This is a genomic window from Streptosporangium sp. NPDC020145, assembly GCF_040631275.1.
GTDB lineage: Bacteria > Actinomycetota > Actinomycetes > Streptosporangiales > Streptosporangiaceae > Streptosporangium.
The window spans coordinates 148,464-172,262 of sequence record NZ_JBEXZT010000003.1; the positions used below are offsets into that span (position 1 = coordinate 148,464).

Here is a 23,799-nt window from a genome sequence, read left to right on the forward strand (position 1 = left end):
GGCTCGACCCCGGCGCCATGTCAGGAGTTCTCCCGGTTCTCCGGAGGCGCCGTGGGCGTGGGCGGTTTCAGAGGCTCTCCGGGGAGTTGAGGCTTGGTCTCGGCGCCCGGGAGCCCGGGGAGGGCTATGGAGAGCAGGTCGAGCAGAGCGCTCAGCGGGTTCTTCACGGGACTCCTGTCCGCGACGGATGGCGACGGATGGCAGGGAGGGCGCCCGGCCGGCGGGGTTGCCTGGCCGGGCGCCTGAGGAGGCCGGTCACTCCGTGGTGACCGGCGCCGACGGGCTCCCCTTCCCCGATGCGCTCGGGAGCCGCCGTTGGGTGTGCGGCCCAGGCCCCTCCTCCTGGACCGCACGTTCACGGGGTACGGCGGGCAGAGGGTGGGATGGGTTCCCCGCCCGCCGTACCGGCTCGGAAGATCACGCCTCGGAAAGCGGTCGGGGACGGTCCGGCGCTCGGGACCGAGGATCGCCACGCTCGCCCAGGGACGGTACGGCTCCGCGCCGAACGGCCGGGAGTCGGGTTCCGCCGCGTTCGGCCAAGGGCGGTACGGCGTCGCGCCGGACATCCGAGGCCGGGCGTCGCCGTACCCGCTCAGGGGGCCGCGCCCGCTCGGGAGCTCGCCCCTGCCCGGAAGGCCCTGCCTGCCCGGGAGGCCGTACCTGCCCGGGAGGTCCTGCCTGTTCAGGAGGTCGTGTCTGCTCGGGGATGGGTGGGAGGGTCCGCCGGATGAGGGTGGTCTCCACCTGGTGGATCTGTTGCCGGAGCCCTTCTGCGTCGGGGTCGGAGACGATGAGTGGTTCGGGGGTCGGCCAGGCCGCGATGGCGTAGAAGCGGCGCCGGCCCAGGCTGTAGAACACGCTCCATCCCTGGATGGAACGGTCCATGTTTTCCGCCTCGGAACGGGCGGGGCCGTCCCACAGCCGCCGGTACACCTGCGTGAGCGGTTGCCCGTCCCGGTGCCGCCCGCTGTGCCGGGGTCGTCCGATCACGACGCGACTCCCCGGGCGATCTCCTCCTGGTGTTCGACGACGGCCCGAATCTCGTCGAAGGTGTCGGCGTCCACATCCGGTTCGGCCCCGGCCCTTCGTGCCGCATTGGAGAAAGGTTTCCGGCGAAAAGCCCAGAAACGGCTCTGATCACTGAGAATCAGCCGCCAGCCCGGGATGGTCGGTGAAGGCGCAGTGGCCTTACCATCGTTCACGATCGCACCTCCGTTGCGATCAGGAACCCCACACGGCCTGCCAGTCTGTGGGGTTCCGCTTTCAGACGACTTCATGAGATCGCAGCGAAAGCATGTGCGCCTAGTCGGGGACGGAGGAAACTAGAGGAAAGAGCCTTTCCCCTTCCCGGAAGAGGTGCACCCGTGGCTGACGAAATTCCCCCCTGGGCTGCGCGACTACGCGATGAGCGGCGCAGTCGTCAGTGGTCACAGCGGGACATGGCCAAACGGCTGATGGAGGTCGCCAACGAGGAAACTCGACGCTCCCTTCCCTTGCGGGAGAGCATTGTCCGAAATATCGGAAATTGGGAAGCGGGAAAACATGAACCCAAAGATCCCTATCGTGTCCTGTATGCACACGCTTTCGGGATTGCCGAAGACCGCTTGTTCAGCGATCCATACAAAAGGCCCCGTAGGACGCCCGAAGAGATCCTGGCGCGGGTTCTACCAGAGGGAGATCCCAAGGCGTTGCTCACCACCGGGACGGGGCGCCGGATCGGCATGGGCGCCGTCACCGACCTTTCAGCGCGCGTACACGGCCTGAGACTGGCTGACGACGTCCTCGCCGGAGGCGACCTCATCGAACCAGCGTTCCGTGAACTGGACACCGCCGTACGGCTCTACCGGGAGACGGTTCACACCGAAGAAGTGGGCCGGTCACTACTCGTCAGCGTCGGAGAGTTCGCCCAGATCGCCGGATGGGTCGCCAGCGACGCCGGGCGCCACGAACAGGCAGCTCAGGCCTACCGGCTCGGTATCAACGCGACGCGGGAAGCCGGAGACGCCGCCCTGGAGTCCTACCTCCTGGGGTCGCTGGCCTACCAGATAACCAACACCGGTGATCCCGGCGAGGGCGTCCAACTCGCCCACGCGACGTTGAAGACCGCCGAACGACACCCTTCACCTGGGGTACGCGCGCTCGCCTGGGATCGGTTGGCCTGGGCCCACACTCGTGTGGGAGAGGCTCAAGCCGCGATGAAGGCACTCGGGCAAGCCGCCACGGCGTTCGCCGTCGGCTCTCGGGATGCTGACCCTCCTTACGTCTACTGGGTGAACACCGGAGAACTCCAGATCATGGAGGCCCGGGTATACACCGAATTGGGCCGACCGCTCAGGGCGGTGCCCCTGCTGGTTGACGTGCTCGGCCGCTACGACGCCTCACACACCCGGGAACTTGCCCTCTATCTGTCGTGGCTCGCGGTCGCCCTGGCAGACGGTGGCGAACCAGAGGAAGCCGTTCGTGTGGCATGGCGCATGCTGAATCTGTCGGGAGAGGTGGTCAGCGACCGGCTCGCCCGGCGTTCCCGCGTCATCCTGGAGCATCTTCAGCCGTATCGCGACCTTCCCGAGGTGCGGGAGTTGTTCGCCCATCATCCGATGCCGCCGAACAACAGATGATCGCTCAGTCCGATCCCCTCCCAGCATGGCGACGCCCCGCCGGTCAGTGATCGGCGGGGCGTGCTCTTGCGGATTACCGGTGAGCCCTCCGAGCCGTAGACCTGCAAGAATCCCCAGTTCGGGAAGGACCCCCAAAGCCCGCATGTCAATCATGCGGGTAGGTCCCAGGTTGGGCCGGTGGGGTCGCCGAGCCATACGTACTGGCGTTCGCGGGTGGCGGTGAGGCCGAAGGCGGACTGGTGCGGTGATCCGGCCTCCTGCCACAGCAGTACGGCCTCCTCCACCGCGTCCCACAGCCGAACCGGACCGTGCTGGTGGACGATCCACCCGCCACCCGGGGCGGGTCTGGTGTCGGCGCGGGAACCGGTGGAGACGTCCAACAGGATCGTTGTCTCCCCCGCTGACGAGCGTTGGGCGGCCGGTACAGCCAGCTGGGCGACGAACAGGGCGGCCTCGTCGTCCAGGATCGCCGGGTCGATCCTGCTCTCCCGGACCTGCCCGATGCCGGTCGCCACGGGCGGGCGGGGCGGCGGCAGGTGGGTGCGGGCACGCATGAAGTACCAGCCCTGCTTCAGGAAACGTCCGCTGGCCGTACCCTCGCCGTCGAGGGTGAGGTGGGCGGAGGCGACGCCGTCCAGCCAGCCCCACATGGGGGTGGTGATGGTTCCTCCGGGACTCGTCTGCTCCAACCAGGCGGTGGGGATGGTCCGGACCGAGCAGGTGCAGATCAGCCGGTCGTACCCGGTGCCGTTGGCGTGGCCGTGCAGGCCGTCCCCCACGACGAGAGTAGGTGCGTGTCCCGCCCGGACGATGGCCTTCCTTGCACGTCCGGCCACAGCGGGGTCGTACTCGATCGAGGTCACCGCGTCGTCGCCGAGACGCCGGCACATCAGCGCGGTCGAGTAGCCGGTCCCGGTGCCGATCTCCAGCACCGTGTCGCCTTCGCCGATCTCGGCGGCCTCCAGCATCCGCACGACCAGGCTCGGGAGCGTGGACGACGAACCGGGTGCCCCGGTCACCGGCCCGGCCGCCTCCTCGGCCAGAATCCCGTCCACCTGGGTCACCCACGTCCCGTCGGTGTAGACCAGGCTCAGCCAATCGCCCTCGTCGATCTCGGCACGGCGGATCGGTGTCCACAGATCGCCCCGGACCTGGTCGGCCTGGTAGACGGCCTCCCCCATGAACAGCTCGCGCGGCGTCGTCTCCAGCGCCGCACGCCAGCCGGAGGACCCGATGGCCTCGGCCAACGCATGCCGGAGCTTCACGGCCGTGTCGCTCACGACCACCATCCTTTCAGGATCACATCCGCGAGGGCGTGGGCCATCGCGTCGGCATCAGGCAACCAGGCCCACTGCCCGTTGGGGTTGCACTCGATGAAAATCCAGGCTTCGGAGGCCCGCCCGCCGACGGTTTCAAGCGCGAAGTCGAAAGGATGAGGTACGTCCCATACAGCGACGAAACCCCCGGGGACACGGCACCTTTTCTTGGTACCGGACAGTCCGAACCGGGAGAAGATTGCGGCGATCCCGTTTCCGCGTGGCCCTTGATCAGGGGTGCCGTGCAGCTCTCAGCCCTGAGAGGTCTGGGGCCGTCCAAACAGGATCAGTCATCCGCGCGGGTGAGAGAGCGCAGGCAGGGACGCAGCAGATCGATGATCTGTTCCGGAGGGGTGTCACGGAGGACGTCGAATTTGAGGAAATGCCGGCTGACGGCCACGCCTATGAGAGTGGCGCTGATCAGTGCGGCCCGCACGTCGGCGTCGTCGGCGGGGATGGCGTCGCTGAGTTGCGCCCGGTAGCGGGCGGCTCCTTCGATCGCGGCTTCGGAGGCTCCGGCGTGGGTGAGCATCGAGCGCAGGACGGCCAGTGACGCGATCGGTTCGTTGACCAGCGAGTCGGCGATCTGGGCGAGTATCTGTTCGGCGACCTCTTCCGGGGTTCCGCCGACGGGTCGGACGGGTCCGGCCTGAGTGGCGCGATGGAAGAGTTCTTCCTTGGAGCCGAAATAGTGCATGACCAGGCCGCCGTCCACTTCCGCGGCGCCGGCGATCGCCCGGATGGTGGTCTGGTCGTATCCCGATTCGGCGAACAGGCGGCCTGCCGCAGCGAGGATCCGCGCCTCGGTGGCGCGGCGTTGCTCCGCCCGTGACAGGCGTGGTCTGGGCTCGCTCACGGGTTGATTCTACGGGCGTTGACCGCTCCTTGATTTCGTTCTACATTCGTTCAATCAACACGCGTTCAATGAACGGAGGCCCCATGGGTCTGCCAACCCCACAGGACGTCATCGCGCGCAGACGAAGCCTGGTCCTGGAGCACGACATGGACGGCTTCGCTGAGCTGTTCGCCCCCGATGGGGTGATCGAGATGCCCTTCGCACCGCCGGGCATGCCCAGGCGGATCGAGGGCCGCGAGGCGATCCGCGACTTCTCGGCGGCGGCCACGATCTCGCTGCTACGAGTCGAGGACATGTGGACCACGCAGGTTTACCAGACCACCGATCCCGAAGTGCTCATCGTCGAACTTGAGGCCAAGGCGGTGGTGACCACGACAGGTGCCCCGTTCCAGGCCACGTCCGTGCAGGTGTTCCGGATCCGCGACGGCAGGATCCTGCTGTTCCGCGACTACTGGAACCCGCAAGGCCTGGCCGAGGCCCTGAACTCCTGACCCGACCCGCCCAACGCCGAGCCAGCCCATCAAGCTCTACGAGCGCGTTCCGCCGTCAGCGGGGTTTCCCGGCGTCGGCGCCGAGCAGGTCGAGCAGCCGAAGTTGGCGGATACCGACCGAAGAATGATCTTCGTGGAGGCAGGCGCGCCGAGAACAAGTCCGCCGGTGGGAATGACCGACCGTCCGGCGCACAGAAAGTCAATCGCGGTCGTGCCACAGCCGACGGGGGCCGCACGTAGGTCTTGAAGGCGGGTGGTGTCCACACCGAACACCTCGGTCCCGGCGACCTTCGAACGACCCACGTGCGAAAACAAGGTCGGCCGACCTTCACCCTCGCAGAGGCTCAAGCGCCTTCCCGCCGCTGTGCGAGAACTTCACCCGCCACAACGAGCACGACGCCCCGCCGGTTGACCGGCGGGGCGTTCGCGGTCTCCACTCACCCAGAAAATCCAGAAAAATCAGGATTCGCCGGTGTTCATGGTTTCCAGGATGTTGTGCTGGGTCAGGGATTCGCCTTCGAGGATGGCCGCCACCCTGCCCCGGTAGAAGACCGCCACCCGGTCGCACAGGGAGGCCAGTTCCTCCACGTCCGTCGAGCAGAGCATCGTGACGGTCCCCGTCTGGGTGGCCGAACGGATCAGCGTGTGCATCTCGGCCTTGGCGCCCACGTCGACGCCCCGGGTCGGGTCGTCGAGCAGCAGCACGGAGGGGTCGGCGTCGAGCCACTTGGCGAGCACGACCTTCTGCTGGTTGCCGCCGGAGAGCAGGCCGGTGCGCTGGTCGACGCTGGAACAGCGCAGGCTCATCCGTTCGCCGTGGTCACGGGCCCGGGTGCGCAGGGCCGTACGGCGCAGGAAGAGTCCGTCGCGGTTGAGGGCCACGGCCCGCACCTGGGCGATGTTCTCCCAGATGGGCTTGTCCAGCATGAGGCCGAACCTGCGGCGGTCGCCGGAGACGACGGCGACGCCCGCCGCGATGCTGCGGCGCAGCCCGTTGGGGGCGCGGCGTCCTGAGGGGAGCCGCACCTCGCCGCTGTCGGCTCTGCGCAGGCCCGCGACCAGTTCGAGCGTCGCCTGGTGCCCGGAGCCGGCCAGGCCCGCCAGGCCGAGGATCTCCCCGGGCCGTACGGTCAGCGACACCTCGGACAGCGCGCCCTGCGATCCGGCGTTCACGATCCTCAGCTCGCCACCGGCCGTCTCCTGGGGGGCCGTGAGCGTCACCTTCTCCTGGACCTGGACGGTCTTGTCCCCCAGCATGGCCGTGACCACCTCGGCCATGGACAGCGACTTCCTGTCCTGGGCCTCCATGACGACCTGGCCGTTGCGCAGGACGGTGATGACGTCGCTGAGCGCCATGACCTCTTCGAGGATGTGCGAGACGAAGACGACGCCGACCTGGTGTTCGCGCAGGACCCGTACGACGTTCAGCAGCCGGTCGGCGCTGGCCTGTTCGAGCGCGGAGGTCGGCTCGTCCAGGATCAGGACGCGCGGCTTGGTCAGCAGCGCCCTGGCGATCTCGACGAGCTGGCGCTGCGCCAGGGAGAGGTCGCCGAGCCTGGTCCTGACCGGGACGTTCAGGCCGAGCTGGTCGAGCACCGGGGCGGCGGCCTCCGCCATGGCCCTGCGGTCGAGGAAGGGTCCTCTGCGCGGGCCGGTCACCGGGTAGAGGTTGGCCAGGATGTCCAGGTCGGGGAAGAGGCTGAGCTCCTGGGACACGACGGCGACGCCGTGCCGCGCGGCGTCGCCGGTGTTGCGGAAGCGCACCTGCTTGCCGTTGAGGGTGATACCGCCCCGGTCGGGGGTCACCGCACCGGACATGATCTTGATCAGCGTCGACTTGCCCGCGCCGTTCTCACCGAGGAGGGCGTGGACGGAGCCCGCCTCGATGTGAATGCCCGCGTCCTTGAGGGCGACGACGCCCCCGTACGTCTTGCCGATGTTCCTGGCCTCCAGGATCGCCATGGTGTGCGCTCCTCCTACTGCGGATGCTGCGGGCTGACTGTCGGGGAGAGGGGTACGGCGGGGCGGCCGGGCCGAAAGAGCGGGGTGGCCGACCGCCCCGCGGAATCAGTTGGCCTGTCCGATGGGCTTGAGGTAGGTGTTCGGGTCGGCGAGCTGCTTGTCCACGACCGCCTTGAAGTAGGCGGCCCGGCTGGTCTCGTCGGTCTGCCGCTTGATGATCTCGTCCACGTTGTCCTTGTTCACGACCAGCGTGCCGGGGTTCCACCAGCCGGTCGGCACCGGCTTGCCGGTCCGCTTGCTGTCGATGAGCAGGCGCATCGCGATGTAGCCCTTGAGCCAGTGCTCGGGCGAGGAGAGCGCGAACAGCTGGCCCTTCTTGACGGCCTGCAGCGCCTCCGGCGGGATGTCCGCCGAGCCCGCGAGGAAGTCGCGGCCGGTCTGCTGCTTGATCAGCGGCAGCGAGACGCCGTCCTGGCCGCCGACGCCGAGGAAGGCGATGGCCTTCGGGTTGGCCTTGACGATGCCCTGCCAGGCGTTGAAGTTGTCGGTCGGCTCGGACTTGGCGTCGAACGGGCCCTTGATCGTCAGCTTGGGACGCTTGGCCTTGATGACCGAGACGAGCCCCTCGATGCGCTGGTTGAGCAGCTGGAGGCCGGGGATGTCGTTGCCGATCACGACGTCGCCGGTGGCGTCCTCGGGCACGTGCTTGATGAACTCCTCACCGAGCGCGACGCCCAGTTCGGTGTTGCTGTTGCCGACGAAGAGGCCGACCTTGGTCCCGGGCGGGGGCGCGGTGTCCACGGCGGCCATCGGGATGTTCTGGTCGGTCGCCTGGTTGATCGGCCGGACGAACAGGTCGGGGGTGAGGGTCTCCAGGCCGATGCCGTCGGGGGAGTTCCTGATCGCGGACTGGAAGAGCTGGACCTGGGCGGGGCCGTTGACCCCGACGGGGGCGGCCTGGTTGAGGGTGACGTTGCCGTCCTGGTCGGCGGCGGCCTTTGCGCCGAACGCCATCTCCTGGAACGGGTTCTGGGTGGACGTGGCGTAGATGAAGCCCATCTTCAGGGGCTTCTTGGCGTCCCCTCCCCCGCTCGCGCCCGCCGTCTCCTGCGAACCGGACGAGCCGGACGGGCCAGAGGAACAGGCCGTGAGCGCGATGGCCGAGGCGGTGAGAATCGACAGGGCGGTGAACGTACGGCGGCGGCGCCTCGGTCCAGCGGTCATGGGTTGGCTCCTCTTAATTTCTATTTTTATGGGATAAATCAGGTTTCTCCGGATAGCCGAGTTCGGCTCACCGGGTTTTGTTAGAGGTGGATGGAACAGTCCCCACAGGCCGTTCCCCGCGGGTCCCCGCAGGTCGAAGGGCCCTACAGGCCGAGCGCCTCGTCCTTGCGCCTGCGGCGCCTGCGCAGCAGGCTGTCCAGCGAGACGGCCAGCAGGATCACCGCGCCGGTGGCGAAGGAGCTCCAGTTGACCGGGATGTTGAAGTACTGCAGGCCGCTGCCGACCACGGCCAGCAGGATCGCGCCGAAGATCGCGCCGACCACCGTCGCCGTACCGCCGCGCAGCGGGGTTCCGCCGATGACGGCCGCCGCGATCGCCTGCAGCTCGAACCCGGTGCCGATGTTGGGGTCACCGGAGGTGAAGAAGGCCAGGCCGAGGGCGGCGGCCACACCCGCGAGCAGGCCGACCAGCACCAGGACCTGCATCCTGACCCGGTTGGCCGAGATGCCGGAGAAGGTGGCGGCGTCGGGGTTGGAGCCGATGGAGCGCACCCGGTAGCCGAAGGAGGTGAAGCGCAGCACGACCGTGAGCACGATCGCGAAGATGATCAGCACCCACACGCTCGTGTAGACGCCGAAGATCTTGCCGCCCAGGATCGTGAAGAAGGAGTCCTCGACCGGCATGCCGGTCACCTGCTGGCCCTCGCTCAGGGCCAGGGACAGTCCTCGGTAGACCGACAGGGTCGCCAGCGTCGCCACGATGGTCGGGATGCCGATGTACTGCACGACGAGCGCGTTCACCAGGCCGAGGACGCCGCCGAGCACGACGCCGAGCAGCCCCGCCAGCCACGGGGAGAGCCCCTGGTTGATCAGCAGGCCCATGCTGATGAGTGACAGGCCGAACATCGAGCCGACCGAGAGGTCGATCTCCCGCATGGAGATCAGGAAGGCCATGCCTCCGGCGAGCAGGCCGACGTAGACCGACGCCTGCAGGGTGTCGAGCAGCTGCGCGGCCGACAGGAAGTCCGGGTGCAGGATGCCGATGACGACGACCAGCGCGATCGTCGCGACCAGCACGCTCATGGACTCCATCGCGGGAACGCGGCGCGCCAGGGCGGCAAGTCCACCGCCAGGACGCTCCCCCGGAACATCCGGGGCGTCCAGCGCGGGCGTCCCCTTAGTTCCGACATCGTCGACACTCACGGCGTCCCTCCGTCTCTTGTCGTGGTACCGGACTTCCGCTAAGGCTCCCGGACAGGGAGGTGAACGTACTTGACCCTGAGTGACCACTCCTTGTCTTTCGCTCACCCTGTCCCTCTCCGGCGAGGTGCGCGGAGCTTACCCGTGGTTAGCGTGACTGTCATCGCGCCTGGCGTGACTCAAGAAGGACATAGAGGTGAGCACACTCGTGAACCCCTTGGAAGGCCCCTTGAAAGACAGGGTCGCCCTGGTCACCGGAGGTGGCTCGGGCATCGGTGAGGCGATCTGCAGGCGCCTCGACGCGGACGGGGCGACCGTGGTCGTGCTCGACCGGGTGAGGTCGGCGGCGGAGCTGACCGCGGGGACGCTTCGTAAGTCCCACGCGCTGGTCGCCGACGTGTCCGACTCGGCCTCGGTCGACGCGGCGGTCGCCGAGGTGGCCGCCACCCACGGCCGTCTGGACATTCTGGTCAACAACGCCGGGGTACGCGGCGGGCAGGAGGCCGAGGACGCCTTCGCCAGGCTCGACACCCGTCTCGACGAGCTGCGGACCGACGGCACCGCGGCCACCACGGTCGACGCCACCGTGAGCATCTCCGACGAGGCCTGGCGGGACATGATCGCCGTACACCTCGACGGCACGTTCTACTGCACCAGGGCCGCGCTGCGGGTCATGACCGGGCAGCGCTCCGGGGTGGTCGTCAACGTCTCCTCGATCTGCGGCCTCACCGGCTGCGAGCACCTGCCGCACTACTCGGCGGCCAAGGGCGGCATCCAGGCCCTGACCAGGGCCGTGGCCCGCGACGTCGCGCCGTACGGCATCCGCGTCAACTGCGTGGCGCCCGGCTACATCGAGACCCCGCTCGGGTCGGTCATCGGCGGGCGGATGCGCGCCGACCTTGAGGAGCGCATCGCCCTCGGCCGGTTCGGACTGCCCAGGGAGATCGCCGACACGGTGGCCTTCCTCGCCGGGGAGGGCGGGAGCTACTTCACCGGCCAGACGCTCAGCCCCAACGGCGGCCTGGTGATCGCATGACCCGACTCCAGGCCGACGTGATCGTGGTCGGCGCCGGTTCCGCCGGGTCCGTGCTCGCGCGCAGGCTCGCCGACGCGGGGGCGAGCGTGCTGCTCGTCGAGGCCGGGCCGCAGGGACGCTTCCCCGCGGTCGACGACCCGACGCGGATGCACGAGCTGTGGGACTCCCCCCTCGACTGGGGTTACCGTACGGTCCCGCAGCGGCACGCCCACGGCCGCCGGCTGCACCTGCCGCGCGGCAGGGCCGTCGGCGGGTCGCACAACCTGAACGCCATGATCTGGGTGCGGGGCAACCCGGCCGACTACGACGACTGGGCCGCCAGGGGCAACCCGGGGTGGGCGTGGGAGGACGTGCGGCCGGTCTTCGCCAGGATCGAGGCCGTCGACTCGGCGCAGAGCCGGCCGCGTGGCCCGCTGCACATCCTGACCGGCTACGAGCCCTCGGCCGCCCACCTGGCGATCGTCGAGGCCGCCCAGCAGGCCGGGCTGCCGTTCAACCCCGACTACAACGGGGCGTCGCAGGACGGCGTCTCCTTCATGCAGTTCACCATCCAGGACCACCGCAGGCTGACGACCGCGGACGCCTATCTCGGGCCGCTGGCCGGGCGTGACGGGTTCACCCTGGTCTCCGGCGCGCACGTCCACCGGCTGCTGTTCGAGGGCGAGCGCTGTGTCGGCGTCGAGTGGGAGCGCGACGGCGTGCTCGAACGGGGTCTGGCCGGGCACGAGGTCGTGCTGAGCGCCGGGGCCATCGGCTCGCCGGAGATCCTGCTGCGTTCGGGCATCGGCGACGCCGGGGAGCTGGGCGCGCACGGCATCGCCGTACTGGCCGACCTGCCCGGGGTCGGGCGCAACCTCCAGGACCACTGGCTGGTCCCGGTGATCGCCGGGATGGAGCGGCAGCTTCCCGTCTCGCACGGGCTGCCGCGCACCCAGAGCCATCTGTTCTGGCGTAGCAGGCCCGATCTGGCGGTGCCCGACCTGCAGCCGCTGCACTTCGACGCGCCGTTGTACGAGCGGTGGATGGAGGGGCCGCCGGACGGCGTCTCGCTCATGGCCGGTCTGGTCCGCCCGGCCAGTCACGGCGACATCCGGCTCTCCGGCCCCTCGCCGGCGGACCCGCTGCTCATCGACCCCAACGTGCTCTCCGCGCACGCCGACGTCGAGGCGCTGGCGGCGGCCGTACGGCTGTGCCAGGAGATCGCGGCGGCTCCCGCGCTGCGGGAGGACCTGGGGGCCTACGAGCTCTACCCGGGGGCGCTGGCCGACACCACCGAGGGGCTGTACGCCTACATCAGGGAGAGCGTGGTCACCTACCACCACCAGTCGGGCACCTGCAAGATGGGGGTGGACGAGGCGGCGGTGGTCGATCCGAGGCTGCGGGTCCACGGCGTCACCGGGCTGCGGGTCGCGGACGCCTCGATCATGCCCGCGGTGACGACGGGCAACACGAACGCCCCGGCCATCATGATCGCGGAGCGGGCCGCGGAGTTCATGACCTCCTGAGGGAGTGTCCCGGCGGCGGTCGCCCGCCGCCGGGACGCGTCACTTGTCCTCGCCGGTCTCCCTGACCTCGGCGTGGTCGAGGTCGATGTCGTAGGTCACCGGGAACAGGCGCCGCAGGGCCGTGTCGACCCCTCCGCCGGGGTTGATCTCGAACACCACCTTCTTGCCGCCCCTGGTGATGTCCCTGACCTCCTTGACGACGTGTTCGTGGCTCTGGTCCGTGTGGTCACCCGACCTGCGGACCGCCTCGGGAACCCATGTGTTCTCGTCCTCCCGCGCCACCGCGACCTCCTCGACCCGGTATGGGATATGTCACCCGCAACCAGGCTAACTCCGGCGACCGCTCAGTGGCCCCGGACGGCGAAGGCCAGGAACTGGGTGATCTCACTTTCGTCGAAGTTGTCGTCGGAGCCGACGACCAGGACGCGTTCGCCGGAGGCCAGGCGCGGCCCCCAGCCCAGGCTCTCCAGGTTCTGCACCGTCGCCCCGCCGGCGTTGAAGTCGTGGACCAGGCGCTTGGTGACGGCCCGGTACGGCGCGCCGCCGGTCAGGCTGTCCCTGCCCAGCACGTTCGTCGCGCCGCGCAGGTCGATCTCGTACAGCTTGACCCGGTAGCCGACGCCCTCGATCCAGAACCGTTCGAGGGACAGCAGCCGGTCGTCGTCGACGGCCAGGATCTCCGAGACGCCGCCGTCGTACCTGCCGGTCTCCGGGACGGGGGCGGCGGGCAGCCGGTCGATCGGGTAGGCGTACTGCGCGCGGGTCCTGCCGTTCCTGTCCCACACGGTGATGCGGGAGAGCGCGCCGCGCTCGGTCGTCATGATGTCGCCGTCCTCGAAGCGGGGTCCCTCGACGATGGCCGCGATGCCGTGGGGGGTGAAGGTCAGGCCCTCGAACCCGGCGTTGTGGCGGGGGCCCGAGGTGGTGTTCGTCATCGTGAGGTTGCCGGGGATCGGCAGGCCGCCGCGGTCGTGGCCGCCCCGGTCGACCCAGCGCAGCGACATCTGGACGACCGGGTTGCCCGTGGTGCCCTCCCTCGGCCTGTCCCCCTCGCTGCTCCACAGGATCCTGCGGCTCCACGGGTCGAAGCGGATGGCCTCCGGGTCGGCGGCCTCGGGCTGGCCGTAGCCGGGGTAGGGCGTCCCGTCGGGGCGCAGGAGGGTGGTGACCCCGGTGATGCTCACGCCCTCGAAGCGCCGGGTGAGCGGGTTGATGTCGATCTTTCCGGTGTAGTAGCGGGCGGGGTTGTAGCGCGCCCGGTCGTCGGAGATGAAGTACCACGTTCCGGTGAGCGGGTCGCGGTCGATGCCGGACAGGCCACCGACGACGGTCCCCTGGAACTGGGCCCTGTGCGGCAGGTCCCGCTCACCGAGGAAGTGGGTGATGCGGATCCCGTCGGCGGGCGCCGCCGCCGCGGGCTGCGCCTGGACGGTTCCCAGCCCGGCCATCATCGCGACCGCGAGGAGGGCTCGCGTCATTGTTCGCCGATTCTTCATGCGTTTCTCCGAATCCCGAAAATGCCTCATACAGAACTGGCGGAGACATGAGACCGCGAAACGCGACGACTGTCCACGGAAATCGGAATCCGGGGGTACGGCTGGCCGGAGGAGGCCACGGAGAACCCGGCAGAACACGCGTCGAATCACTTTCCCGGCGACGGCGGAGGCCGTGATTCACCTGGTCAGCGACCCAACAAGGGCCACAACCCCCTCAAATACGAAGAAAATTCAAGAACAGAAAAAAGGGCCGATAAATGTATATTTATCAGCCCTTTTCTAAGGTGAGCGAGACTCAGACCTGCTCCACCTGTTCCCGGGAATCCGCCGGAGACCCGGCCCCCTCCATGACGGGTGTCGCGATCGGGCGCAACAGGGCCCAGGCGATGAACGCGGCGGCCACCGAGCCGACGGCGCCGACGATCATGCCCGAGGACATCGCGTTGACGAAGGCCGCCTTGGCCGCGCTCGCCAGCGACGGGTCGCCGAGGGAGAGCGCGACGGCGATCGACTCCTTGGCCGGAGCGGGCGCGCCCTCCGGCATGCCCGAGGAGTAGGCCGCGGCCAGGACGCTGCCGAGCAGGGCGACGCTGAGCGCGCCACCGGTCTGCTGGACGGTGTCGTTGAGCGCCGAGCCGATGCCCGCCCGGTCCGGCGGCACCGCGCTCATCAGTGAGGCGTAGGCCGCGGGCCCGACCAGTCCGCCGCCGACGCCCATCACCATCAGGCCGCAGATGAACAGGCCGTAGCCGCTGTCCGGCGTCAGCCGGGTGAGCACCACGAAGCCCGCCGCGAACACCAGCATGCCCGCCGTCACCAGGGTGCGGTTGGACAGCTTCTTGCCCAGCGTCGCGCCCAGGCCGTTGAAGACGATGGCCGCGATCATGTAGGGGATGAGCGCCAGGCTCGCTTGGAGGACCCCGTACCCCAGGACGAACTGCAGGTACTGGGTGAGCATCAGCAGTAGGCCGCCCGCGGAGAAGGCCAGCAGCACGATCGAGAAGCTGGCGCCGCTGAAGTTGCGCTCACGCCAGAGCCCGAGCGGCAGCATGGCGTGCGGGTTGCGCCGCTCCCAGAGGAAGAAGACGGTCAGCAGCACGATGGCGGCCAGCCCGGAGGCCAGCACGGCGGGCGAGGTCCAGCCCCGTTCGGGCACCGAGATGATCATCCAGACCAGGGCGACCATGCCCGCGGTCGACAGCACCGCCCCGAGGAGGTCGATGGGCCTGGCCTGCCCGCGGGACTCCGGCATGAGCAGCAGCGCCGCGGCGATCGCGATCACGCTGATCGGGACGTTGACCAGGAAGACCGAGCCCCACCAGTAGTGGTCGAGCAGGAAGCCGCCGAGCGAGGGCCCGGCGATCCCGCCGGCCATGAGCACCGAGCTCCAGGCCGCGATGGCCTTGCGCTGCTCGGACTGGTCGAAGACGTTCATGATGATGGACAGGGTGCTCGGCATGAGGAACGATCCGCCGAACCCCATCAGCGCCCGGCAGGCGATGAGCTGGGCGGGGTTCTGGGCGAACGTCGCGATCAGCGAGGCCCCGCCGAACAGCGCCAGGCCGATGACCAGGAAGCGCCGCCTGCCGTAGCGGTCGGACAGGGCGCCGACCGTGAGCAGCACACCGGCGAAGGCCAGCATGTAGGCGTTGATGATCCACTGGATGTCCGCCGGGGTCGCGCCGAGCTCCCGCATGAGGGAGGGGATGGCGAGGTTGAGGATGCCGTTGTCGACGACCAGCACGAGCAGGCTCAGGCAGAGGACACCGAGGATCAACCACCGTCTTGGGTGGGGGGACGACATGACTACTCCATGACTCGTACGGTGTTCGAGACCTTTCTCGCACACCGTACTATAGAACTCGCACATCGTGCGAGTTCTTAATCGACGCCCTTTCCCGCTCCCTTCCGAGGGGGTTTCCGGCCGGTGCGGCGCGCGGCCACCGCACCGGCCGGAAGTTCACATCACGACATGTCACCGCACGTCAGGACGACTTTCGGCGTGTGTCGCGGTCCGGCCAGCACCAGGAGGACCAGGGGCCTCCACAGGAGCGGCGCCTCACCGGCCCGTCCCCTCTTCGAGTACCGGCAGGGCGGCCCAGCCGTCCGGGGAGGCGGGCGCGCCGTCGTGGACCACGTAGTGGTGGGGGGCCATCGCCGCCATCCGTCCCGACAGCCTCCCCACGCAGGCGGTGTGGACCTCGACCGGCGAGACGGGCCCGGCGAGATGACACACCAGCCGCCCGCCGTCCTCGGTCACGTGGAAGGGACGGTCCCCGACCGCGTCGCGGACGAGCCGCTCGACCTCCGGCAGGTGGACCCAGCACGCGTCGATCGTCGTCCACCCCTCCCCCCGTTCCAGGGGAACGACCCCGGTCAGCCCGGACACCTCGGACAGCGGCACGTCCCGGTCCGCCGCCTCGATGAGCAGCCGTACGATCCCCTCGCCGAACGCCTCGGCGTCCGCGCGCGGCAGGCAGCGCGGGTCGGCCCAGAGGGTGAAGTCCACCTCCCCCTCGACGGTGCGCACCCACAGTGAGACGCGGGTCGGCATCGTCGCCTCGGGTAGCCAGTGGGAGCGCACGTCCTGCTCGTACTCCTCGGTACGGCCCGCCCGGCGCCCCTGGCCGTGGACGCTCATGTCGTTGAAGACGATGTCCCTGGCGAAGAAGACCCCCCTCGACCGCTGCACCTCCTCCATGACCTGGATGAGCGCGTCGGAGTCGAACCGGCTGTTCTGGTAGGCGGCCAGCGCCGCCGCCCTGGTACGCCGCAGCACACCGTCGAACGTGGGCTCGTCGAGGTCGATCGGGACCAGGGCGTCCTGGGCGAGCGGGCCGACGTAGTCCCGCAGTTCGGGACGGAACCGGTTGCCCGAGATCGCCAGGGCGACGGCCGTACGCTGTCCCGACCGCAGCCCGGCGAGCAGGGTGTAGGCGGCGAGCACGGCGGCCGAGCGGCTGACGCCGGTACGGGCCCCGATCCGTCCCAGCGCCCGGGCCGCCACCGTCGAACGCACCTGCAACCTGGGCATCAGCCAGTCGTTGTCGCCGTCGTCCACGGAGGCGGTGAAGGTCGAGCGGGGAATCCGCTCCAGGTTGGTCCGCCAGTACTCGATGGCGGCCTGCGCCCGCTTGAGGCTCGCCGGGCTCCGCTCCGTCCACGCCACGTCGAGCGGCTGGGGGGCGGTGACGGGCTCCGGGGTCTCCCCGAACAGCAGGCGGTTCAGCTCCACCCGCAGCAGGCTCAGCCCCACGGCGTCCACCGTGGTGTGCGTGAGCACCAGGATGACGCGCTCGGGCACCCCGTCGGAGAGGGTCACCGCCGCCCGCACGGGAAGCTCCCCCTCCGGGTCGAACCGTACGGCCTGCAGCCTGGCGGCCACCTCGTCGGCGAGGTCGGCGGAGCCCTGTGAATCGTGCACCCCGATGACCAGTTCGCCCTCGCCCGCGACGTGCTGGAGGCCGTCGCGGAACGTGGTGCGCAGCGACTCGTGCCGGGAGATGAGCAGGACCACGGCCGCGACCACGTCGTCGAGCGTCTTCCCCGGCGGGACGGTGAGCACGAAACCGTAGTTCATGTGTTCCGGCGGGTCGGTGAGCACGCAGCGGATCATGTTGGCCTGACCGGAGGTCGGCGGCCCGCTGGCCGTGCGCCCGCCCTGGAAACGGACCACGAGCCCGGCGGGGCTGCCGGGCAGGGCCTCGGCGACCTGCCCGCCCGCGCTCATCGGGCGCTCTTCGGCCGCAGGTCGGTCCACACCTGTTCGATGTGCTCCAGGCACTCCTGTCTACTGCCCGAGGTCCCGTCCGGCCGCCAGCCTCCGGGGAGGGGGCGTTCGGCGGGCCAGATCGAGTACTGCTCCTCGTGGTTGACCACGACTTGGTAGGTCACGGGGGGATGCTCCTTGCTGTGGTTGTGCGGAAAAGCCGCCGCCGGACCGGGCGGCGGCCTTTCCGTGGATGGGGTCCCGGCCGGTCAGGAGGCCCCTTGGGCGAGGCGGGCGACCTCCTCGTCGGAGAGCCCGGCGATCTCCGCCAGGAGCAGTTCCTCGACGAGACCGGCCAGACCGGCGACCGTGCTGTTCTCGAACATCGCCCGGATCGGGATGTCGATGTCGGTGATGGCCCTGATCCGCGCGATGACGCGGGTGGCCAGGAGCGAGTGACCGCCGATGGCGAAGAAGTCGTCGAGCGCGCCGACCTCCGCGGCGCCGAGCACCTCGCAGAAGACCTCGGCGACCAGTTGCTCGGCGTCGGTCCTCGGCGGCACCGAGGGGGCGCGCCGGTCGATGGACGGCGCGGGCAGCGCCTTCCTGTCCACCTTCCCGTTGCGGGTCAGGGGCAGCTCGCCGAGCGTCACCCACACCGAGGGGACCAGGTAGGACGGCAGGCTCCCGGCGAGGAAGCCGGGCAGCTCGGCCACCGGGTCCGCGCCTCCGTCCTCAGCCACCACGACGTAGCCGACGAGGGTGTCCTCCACCGCGGTGACCACGGCCTGCCGTACGGCGGGGTGGGCCAGCAGGCGCGCCTCGACCTCGCCCGGCTCGACCCGGAAACCGCGCACCTTGATCTGGTCGTCGATCCGGCCGAGGAACTCCAGGTTCCCGTCGGGACGCCAGCGGGCGCGGTCGCCGGTGCGGTAGAGGCGCTCACCCGGCGTGCCGTACGGGTCGGGCACGAAGCGCTCGGCGGTCAGGCCGGGGCGCCGCAGGTAGCCCCTGGCCAGGCCCGCGCCGCCAAGGCACAGCTCACCGGGGGCGCCGGGCGGCACGAGCGAGCCGTCCTCGGCGAGGATCGCGGCGTGGACGCCGCCGATGGGCCGCCCGATGGGGGGCCGCTCCCCCGCCTCCCCCACGCGCGTGCCCGGCCCGGCGATCTCGGCGGCGGTCGCGATGATCGTCGCCTCGGTCGGGCCGTAGGTGTTGACCAGGCGCACCCGGTCGCCGAAGCGTTCGCGCCACCTGGCGACCGCGTCGGCCTTCAGCTCCTCCCCGCCCAGGATGACCAGCCGCAGCGCGGGCGGCCAGGCGATCTCGTCGATCTGGCCGACCAGGTGGTGCCAGTACGCCGTGGGCAGGTCGAGCACGGTCACCCTGCTCCCCTCCGGCGTGGCGAGCAGGTCGGGCAGGGTCACCGCGCCCTCGGGCAGCAGTTCGAGGCGCGCCCCCGCCGCCAGCGCCGGGTAGATCTCCTCGGCGTGGGTGTCGAAGCTCAGGGTCGCGAACTGCACGACCCGGTCGTCGGGGCCGAGGCCGTACTCCCCCGTCATCCAGGCGACCCGGGCGGCCAGGCCGTCGTGTTCGACGAGCACGCCCTTCGGCGTCCCCGAGGAGCCCGAGGTGTAGATCACGTAGGCGACCCCCTCGGCCGCGACGCCCTCGATCTCCTTCTCGACGAAGGCGCGCCGCTCCTCGGGCAGCGCCGGGTCGAGCGGCAGGTAGGCGGCGCCCGCACGCCAGGCCCCGAGCAACGCCGCGACGCCCTCCGGGGTGCGGTCGACCGGGACGACGGCGATCCGTCCCCTCTCGAAGCCCGCGGCGGCCTTCTCCGCGAGTTCGTCCAGCTCGTGGTAGGTGACGACCCGTCCGGCGCAGCCGAAGGCCGGGGCGTCCCCGCGCTCCCGCACGGCCCGCGCGAGCAGTTCGGGCACCGGCACCGGGGCGGTCAGCGCCGGTCCGCGCGAGGCGGTGGCGAGGAAGGCCTCGTCGGCCTCGGTGAGCATGGGCAGCTCGGACAGGCGCCGGTCGGGGTCGGCGATGATCCCGCGCAGCAGGGTCTCCAGGCGGGTGGCGTACGCCTCGGCGGTCGCCCGTTCGAACAGCGTCGTGTCGTACTCAAGCTCGACGTACAGGTCCCCGGCGTCGTGCCAGGCCTCAAGCATCAGGTCGAACTTGGCCTGCGCGCGGCCCCCGGAGAACTGGCCCGCCGACAGCCCGGGGAAGGGCTTGGGCACCCGCCCGGAGTTCTCCGTGTGCAGGACCGCCATCGTCTGGAAGACGGGGGTGCGGGTCAGGTCGCGTTCGATCTGGAGTGAGCCGACCAGTTCCTCGAACGGCAGCCCCTGGTTGGCGAAGGCGTCGAGCACGGTCGCGCGGGTCGCGGCGAGGAACTCGGTGAACGTCGGGTCGCCCGACAGGTCGCCGCGCAGCACCGGGACGTCGGTGATGTAGCCGATGACCGACTCCAGCTCGACGGTGTCCCTGCCCGCGTTCGAGGTGCCGACCAGGATGTCGTCCTGGCCGCTGTGCCGGGACAGCAGGACCTGGTAGGCGGCCAGCAGGGTCATGAACAGCGTCGCGCCCCTGCGGCGGCCCATCGCGACGAGCGCGTCCGCCTCCGCCGGGTCGAGCCTGAAGCCCACGACGGCGCCGTGCCGGGTGCCGCCGACCGCGTGCGGCCGGTCGGTCGGCAGGGCCAGCGGGGTCGGGTCGGCCAGCTGGGCGCTCCAGTAGTCGAACAGCTTCGAGGAGTCCCGTCCGCGCTGCCACACGACCAGGTCGCCGAACTGCAGCGGCACCGGGGGCAGCGAGCCTCCCGAGTACAGCACGGCCAGTTCGTCGCGCAGGATGTTCAGTGACCAGCCGTCACCGAGGATGTGGTGGGCGACCACGCACAGGACGTGGTCGTCGGGGCCCTGCTCGATGAGCGTGACCCGCACGGCCGGTTCCCCGGTGAGGTCGAAGGGGGTGTTCACCCGCTCGGGGACGAGTGTCGTCGCGTCCCCCTTGAGGTGTTCGATCTCCACCGGCCTCGGCGGGTCGATCACCACGACCGGCTGGCCGTCCACCTCGGGGAACCGGGTGCGCAGGGTCTCGTGGCGGGCGACGACCCCGTCGAAGGCCCTGCCGAGCGCCTCGACGTCGAGGGAACCGGTCAGCCGCAGGACGAGGTTGATGTTGAAGGCGGCGTTGCCCGCGGGGTCGAACCGGTTGAGGAACCACAGCCGCTCCTGCCCGGGCGACAGCGGCGGCGTCATCCCCGCGGGGCGCGGGACGGGCACGTCGCCGAGGCCGGTGTCCTCGGTGTCCAGCAGTTCGGCGAGCGCCGCGACCGTCGGCCTGGTGAACACCTCCCGCACCGGGACGCGCACCGGCAGCCGGGCGGTGACCATGGTGGCCAGCAGGGAGTGGCCGCCGAGGGCGAAGAAGTCGTCGTGCGCGCCGACCGTCTCGCGCCCCAGCACCTCGGCGAACACCTCGGCGACCAGGCGCTCGTTCGGGGTGCGCGGCGGCGTCGTGTCCGCGGTGGTCAGCTCCCGCATGGCCCCGGTCAGGATCGCCGGCAGCGCCTTGCGGTCGACCTTGCCGTTGGGGGTCAGCGGCAGTTCTTCCAGGACGACGAACGACTGCGGCACCAGGTAGCCGGGAAGCTGGGCGGCCATGTGCTCGCGCAGGGCGCCGGTGCCCGGCAGATCGGGTGCGACGACGACGGCGACCAGGGTCTCCTCGTGCACCGTGGCCACGGCCTGCCGTACGGCGGGGTGGGTCTCCAGGACGGCCTCGACCTCGCCGAGCTCGATCCGGTGACCGCGTAGTTTGACCTGGTTGTCGGTCCTGCCGAGGAACTCGATCGTCCCGTCCGGCAGCCAGCGGCCCACGTCCCCGGTGCGGTAGAGGCGCTCCCCCGGCCCGCCGTACGGGTCGGGCACGAAGCGTTCGGCGGTGAGGGCGGGCCTGCCGAGGTAACCGTCGGCGACGCCGAGGCCGCCGATGAACAGCTCGCCCGGCACGCCGAGCGGCGCCAGGCCGCCCGCGGGGTCGAGGATGTGCACGGTGTTCCCGGCGATCGGCCGCCCGATCACGATCTCGTACGGTTCCACGGGGATGTCCCACGTGGTGGAGTAGATCGCCGTCTCGGTCGGGCCGTAGCCGTTGATCAGGCGGTTCGTCCTGGACCGCAGTTCCCTGGCCAGTTGCGGCGGGATCGGCTCCCCGGCGGTCACGCCCGTGACCTTCGGCAGGTCGCCCGTCAGCAGGACGCGCCAGCCGGACGGCGTCGCCTGGACGTGGGTGACCCCGGCCCTGCGGGCCAGTTCGGCGACCGCGGTGCCGTCCCTGGCGTCCTCGGCGACGACGACCCTGCCCCCGGTGACCAGCGGGAGGTACAGCTCGATGGCGGAGATGTCGAAGGCGATCGAGGTGAGGGCGAGCCAGGCGTGCTCGGGACGGGCTCCGACCAGGGAGCCGATGGCCAGCAGCGTGTTGGCCAGCGCGGAGTGCGGTACGGCCACGCCCTTCGGACGGCCGGTCGAGCCGGAGGTGTAGAGCACGTAGGCGGTGTCGTCCAGGTGGGGACGGGGCAGGGTGACGGCCGGGTCCGCCGGGGGCAGGTCGAGAAGGTCGTCGTCGGTGAGGACGAGCGCGGCGCCGGAGTCCTCGGTCACGTAGTCCACCCGCGCCTGCGGGTAGGCGGGGTCGACGGGCAGGTAGGCCGCGCCGGACAGGGTGACACCGAGCAGCGCGACCAGTGTGCCGGGGCCCCTGCGCACCCTGACCGCGACCAGCGACCCCCTGCCGACGCCTGCCTCGCGCAGCCGTACGGCCAGCGCGGTCGCCCTCGCGCAGAGTTCGGCGTAGGTGAGGCCGGGGCCGTTCTCCGCGGTGACGGCGACGGCGTCGGGCCGGGCGGCCACCTGGGTGAGGAACATGTCGGCCAGCGTCTCGCTCGGCCGTTCCGCGGGGTTCGCCCTGTCCAGCAGCCACCGGCGTTCCCCGTCGGGCAGGATGTCCAGGGTGCCGACGGGCGTGTGCGGCGCGTCGAGCGCGGCGGCGAGCAGGACGGGCAGCCGGGCGGCGAGCCGTTCCGCGCTCTCCCGGTCGAACAGGTCGGTGCTGTAGACGAGGGAGCCGGACAGGCCTCCGTCGGGCAGGGGCCACAGGTCGAGCGACAGGTCGGTCCTGGCGGCGGCCCAGCCGGGCGGGAAGGACTCCTCGCGCAGGCCGGGCAGCGGGCCCTCGCTCACCTCGCCGCTCTGGGTGTGCAGGGCGAAGATCGTCTGGAACAGCGGGGTCCTGCTGGCGTCGCGTTCGAGGCCGAGTTCGCCGAGCAGCCGTTCGAGCGGCACGTCGGAGGCGCCCATGGCCTGGATGACGGTCCTGCGGGTGCGCCTGAGCGCCTCGTCGAAGGACGGCTCGTCCGACAGGTCGGCCCGCAGCATGAGCATCCTGGACAGGAAGCCGATCATCGGTTCCAGCTCGGTGCTGTCGCGGCCCGCGACGGGGGTGCCGACGCAGAAGTCCGTCTGGCCGCTGTGCCGTGACAGGAGCACCTGGTAGGCGGTCAGCAGCACCATGAACGGCGTGGCCCGCCGGGCGCGGGCGAACTCCGAGACCCGCGCGACCAGCTCCGGGGGCAGGCCGAAGACCAGTTCGGCGCCGTCGCCGCTGCGTTGCGGGGGGCGCTTCCTGTCGGTGGGGAGGTCGAGCGCGGGGACGCCCGACAGGCGCGCGGCCCACTCGGTCACGTCGGCCTCGTCCTGTCTGGCGCGCTGTTCACGGACGTGCTCGCCGTACTGCAGGGCCAGCGGCGGCAGGGGGTCGCGGCCCGCGTAGTGGTGGGCCAGTTCGTCGCGCAGCACGATGACCGAGGCGCCGTCGGCGATGATGTGGTGCAGTGTCACGGCCAGGACGTGGTCCCGCGCGCCGAGGCGGACGAGCGAGGCCCGCACCGGCGGCGCCGCGGACAGGTCGAAGGGGGCGTTGGCCCGTTCGGCGACGATCCGCCTGGCCTCCTCCTCCGAGCCGGCCTCGAACCGGTCGATCGTCACGGTCCCGGCGGGCAGGACCACGGCGGCGGGCCTGCCGTCGATCTCGTCGAAGCGGGTGCGCAGGGTCTCGTGCCTGCGCACGACCGCCGCGAAGGCGGCTTCGAGGGCGGGGACGTCGAGTTCGCCCTGTAGCCGGTAGGCGTGGCAGGTGTTGTAGGAGTGGTCGCGGGGGTCGAAGCGGTGAAGGAACCAGAGCCGTTCCTGCCCGTAGGAGAGCGGCTGGATCTGTTCCATGGCTTACCACCCAACTATGACGCACTTACTGGAAAGTTTACTTACAATTGCCGAGACGGCGACAGTGAACCACGCGTTGCTGGAGCGTTACAAG

16 protein-coding genes and 1 pseudogene are annotated in these 23,799 nt (G+C 70.3%); 4 read left to right on the forward strand and 13 right to left on the reverse strand.

The genetic code is table 11. The annotated features are described in order from the left end of the window. Positions 1-20: 20 nt before the first annotated feature. Positions 21-167 (reverse strand): hypothetical protein, encoded by a 147-nt coding sequence (locus ABZ463_RS06175; RefSeq protein ID WP_362773549.1) that lies wholly within the window; start codon positions 165-167, stop codon positions 21-23. 819 nt (positions 168-986) lie between these two features. Next, a complete protein-coding gene (locus ABZ463_RS06180; RefSeq protein ID WP_362773552.1) occupies positions 987-1,202 on the reverse strand; it encodes a hypothetical protein in 216 nt (71 codons plus the stop codon). A 162-nt stretch (positions 1,203-1,364) separates the two neighbouring features. Between ABZ463_RS06180 and ABZ463_RS06185 the strand changes: the two genes are divergently transcribed. Beyond that, positions 1,365-2,618, forward strand: coding sequence for a helix-turn-helix transcriptional regulator (locus ABZ463_RS06185; protein WP_362773555.1), 1,254 nt, complete (start codon positions 1,365-1,367; stop codon positions 2,616-2,618). Positions 2,619-2,767: 149 nt separating this feature from the next. On the opposite strand, the gene tgmC is transcribed toward ABZ463_RS06185, so the two are convergent. Both tgmC and ABZ463_RS06195 read right to left on the reverse strand, forming a co-directional pair. Continuing rightward, the gene (tgmC, locus tag ABZ463_RS06190; protein WP_362773558.1) at positions 2,768-3,898 is read right to left on the reverse strand and encodes an ATP-grasp peptide maturase system methyltransferase; all 1,131 of its coding nucleotides are present in this window, start codon (positions 3,896-3,898) and stop codon (positions 2,768-2,770) included. A 322-nt stretch (positions 3,899-4,220) separates the two neighbouring features. Then, a complete protein-coding gene (locus tag ABZ463_RS06195) occupies positions 4,221-4,790 on the reverse strand; it encodes a TetR family transcriptional regulator (RefSeq protein WP_352010595.1) in 570 nt (189 codons plus the stop codon). Positions 4,791-4,873: 83 nt separating this feature from the next. Here ABZ463_RS06195 and ABZ463_RS06200 point away from each other — a divergent pair, with 83 nt between their 5' ends. After that, entirely contained in the window at positions 4,874-5,281 is a 408-nt protein-coding gene (locus ABZ463_RS06200) for a nuclear transport factor 2 family protein (RefSeq protein ID WP_352010594.1), read from the forward strand. A 459-nt stretch (positions 5,282-5,740) separates the two neighbouring features. On the opposite strand, the gene ABZ463_RS06205 is transcribed toward ABZ463_RS06200, so the two are convergent. The 3 genes from ABZ463_RS06205 to ABZ463_RS06215 form a co-directional block, all read right to left on the reverse strand. Beyond that, positions 5,741-7,243: a sugar ABC transporter ATP-binding protein gene (locus tag ABZ463_RS06205; RefSeq protein WP_362773562.1), complete on the reverse strand. Its 1,503-nt coding sequence runs from the start codon at positions 7,241-7,243 to the stop codon at positions 5,741-5,743. Positions 7,244-7,348: 105 nt separating this feature from the next. Continuing rightward, positions 7,349-8,467 (reverse strand): sugar ABC transporter substrate-binding protein, encoded by a 1,119-nt coding sequence (locus ABZ463_RS06210; protein WP_352010592.1) that lies wholly within the window; start codon positions 8,465-8,467, stop codon positions 7,349-7,351. A 143-nt stretch (positions 8,468-8,610) separates the two neighbouring features. Then, on the reverse strand, positions 8,611-9,669 hold the full coding sequence (locus tag ABZ463_RS06215; RefSeq protein WP_352010591.1) for an ABC transporter permease: 1,059 nt from the start codon (positions 9,667-9,669) through the stop codon (positions 8,611-8,613). A 193-nt stretch (positions 9,670-9,862) separates the two neighbouring features. On the opposite strand from ABZ463_RS06215, the gene ABZ463_RS06220 reads away from it, so the two are divergent. After that, positions 9,863-10,702 (forward strand): SDR family NAD(P)-dependent oxidoreductase, encoded by an 840-nt coding sequence (locus ABZ463_RS06220; RefSeq protein ID WP_362773567.1) that lies wholly within the window; start codon positions 9,863-9,865, stop codon positions 10,700-10,702. Beyond that, positions 10,699-12,207 carry a GMC family oxidoreductase N-terminal domain-containing protein gene (locus tag ABZ463_RS06225; protein WP_352010589.1) on the forward strand — a complete coding sequence of 503 codons (1,509 nt, stop codon included), beginning with the start codon at positions 10,699-10,701 and terminating at the stop codon, positions 12,205-12,207. The genes ABZ463_RS06220 and ABZ463_RS06225 overlap by 4 nt, the downstream gene beginning before the upstream one ends. Positions 12,208-12,246: 39 nt before the next feature. On the opposite strand, the gene ABZ463_RS06230 is transcribed toward ABZ463_RS06225, so the two are convergent. The 6 genes and pseudogenes from ABZ463_RS06230 to ABZ463_RS06255 form a co-directional block, all read right to left on the reverse strand. After that, complete coding sequence (locus ABZ463_RS06230; RefSeq protein ID WP_352010588.1) at positions 12,247-12,489, reverse strand: hypothetical protein; 243 nt, start codon at positions 12,487-12,489, stop codon at positions 12,247-12,249. 62 nt (positions 12,490-12,551) lie between these two features. Beyond that, the gene (locus ABZ463_RS06235) at positions 12,552-13,685 is read right to left on the reverse strand and encodes an esterase-like activity of phytase family protein (protein WP_362773572.1); all 1,134 of its coding nucleotides are present in this window, start codon (positions 13,683-13,685) and stop codon (positions 12,552-12,554) included. Positions 13,686-13,998: 313 nt separating this feature from the next. Further along, positions 13,999-15,507 carry an MFS transporter gene (locus ABZ463_RS06240; protein WP_362773574.1) on the reverse strand — a complete coding sequence of 503 codons (1,509 nt, stop codon included), beginning with the start codon at positions 15,505-15,507 and terminating at the stop codon, positions 13,999-14,001. A gap of 255 nt (positions 15,508-15,762) precedes the next feature. Further along, complete coding sequence (locus ABZ463_RS06245; protein WP_362773577.1) at positions 15,763-17,433, reverse strand: condensation domain-containing protein; 1,671 nt, start codon at positions 17,431-17,433, stop codon at positions 15,763-15,765. Then, positions 17,430-17,609: pseudogene (locus tag ABZ463_RS06250) on the reverse strand (MbtH family protein); the annotation flags it as partial. The pseudogene ABZ463_RS06250 and the gene ABZ463_RS06245, both read right to left, overlap by 4 nt. 72 nt (positions 17,610-17,681) lie before the next feature. Further along, a complete protein-coding gene (locus tag ABZ463_RS06255; protein WP_362773580.1) occupies positions 17,682-23,705 on the reverse strand; it encodes an amino acid adenylation domain-containing protein in 6,024 nt (2,007 codons plus the stop codon). Positions 23,706-23,799: the final 94 nt, after the last annotated feature.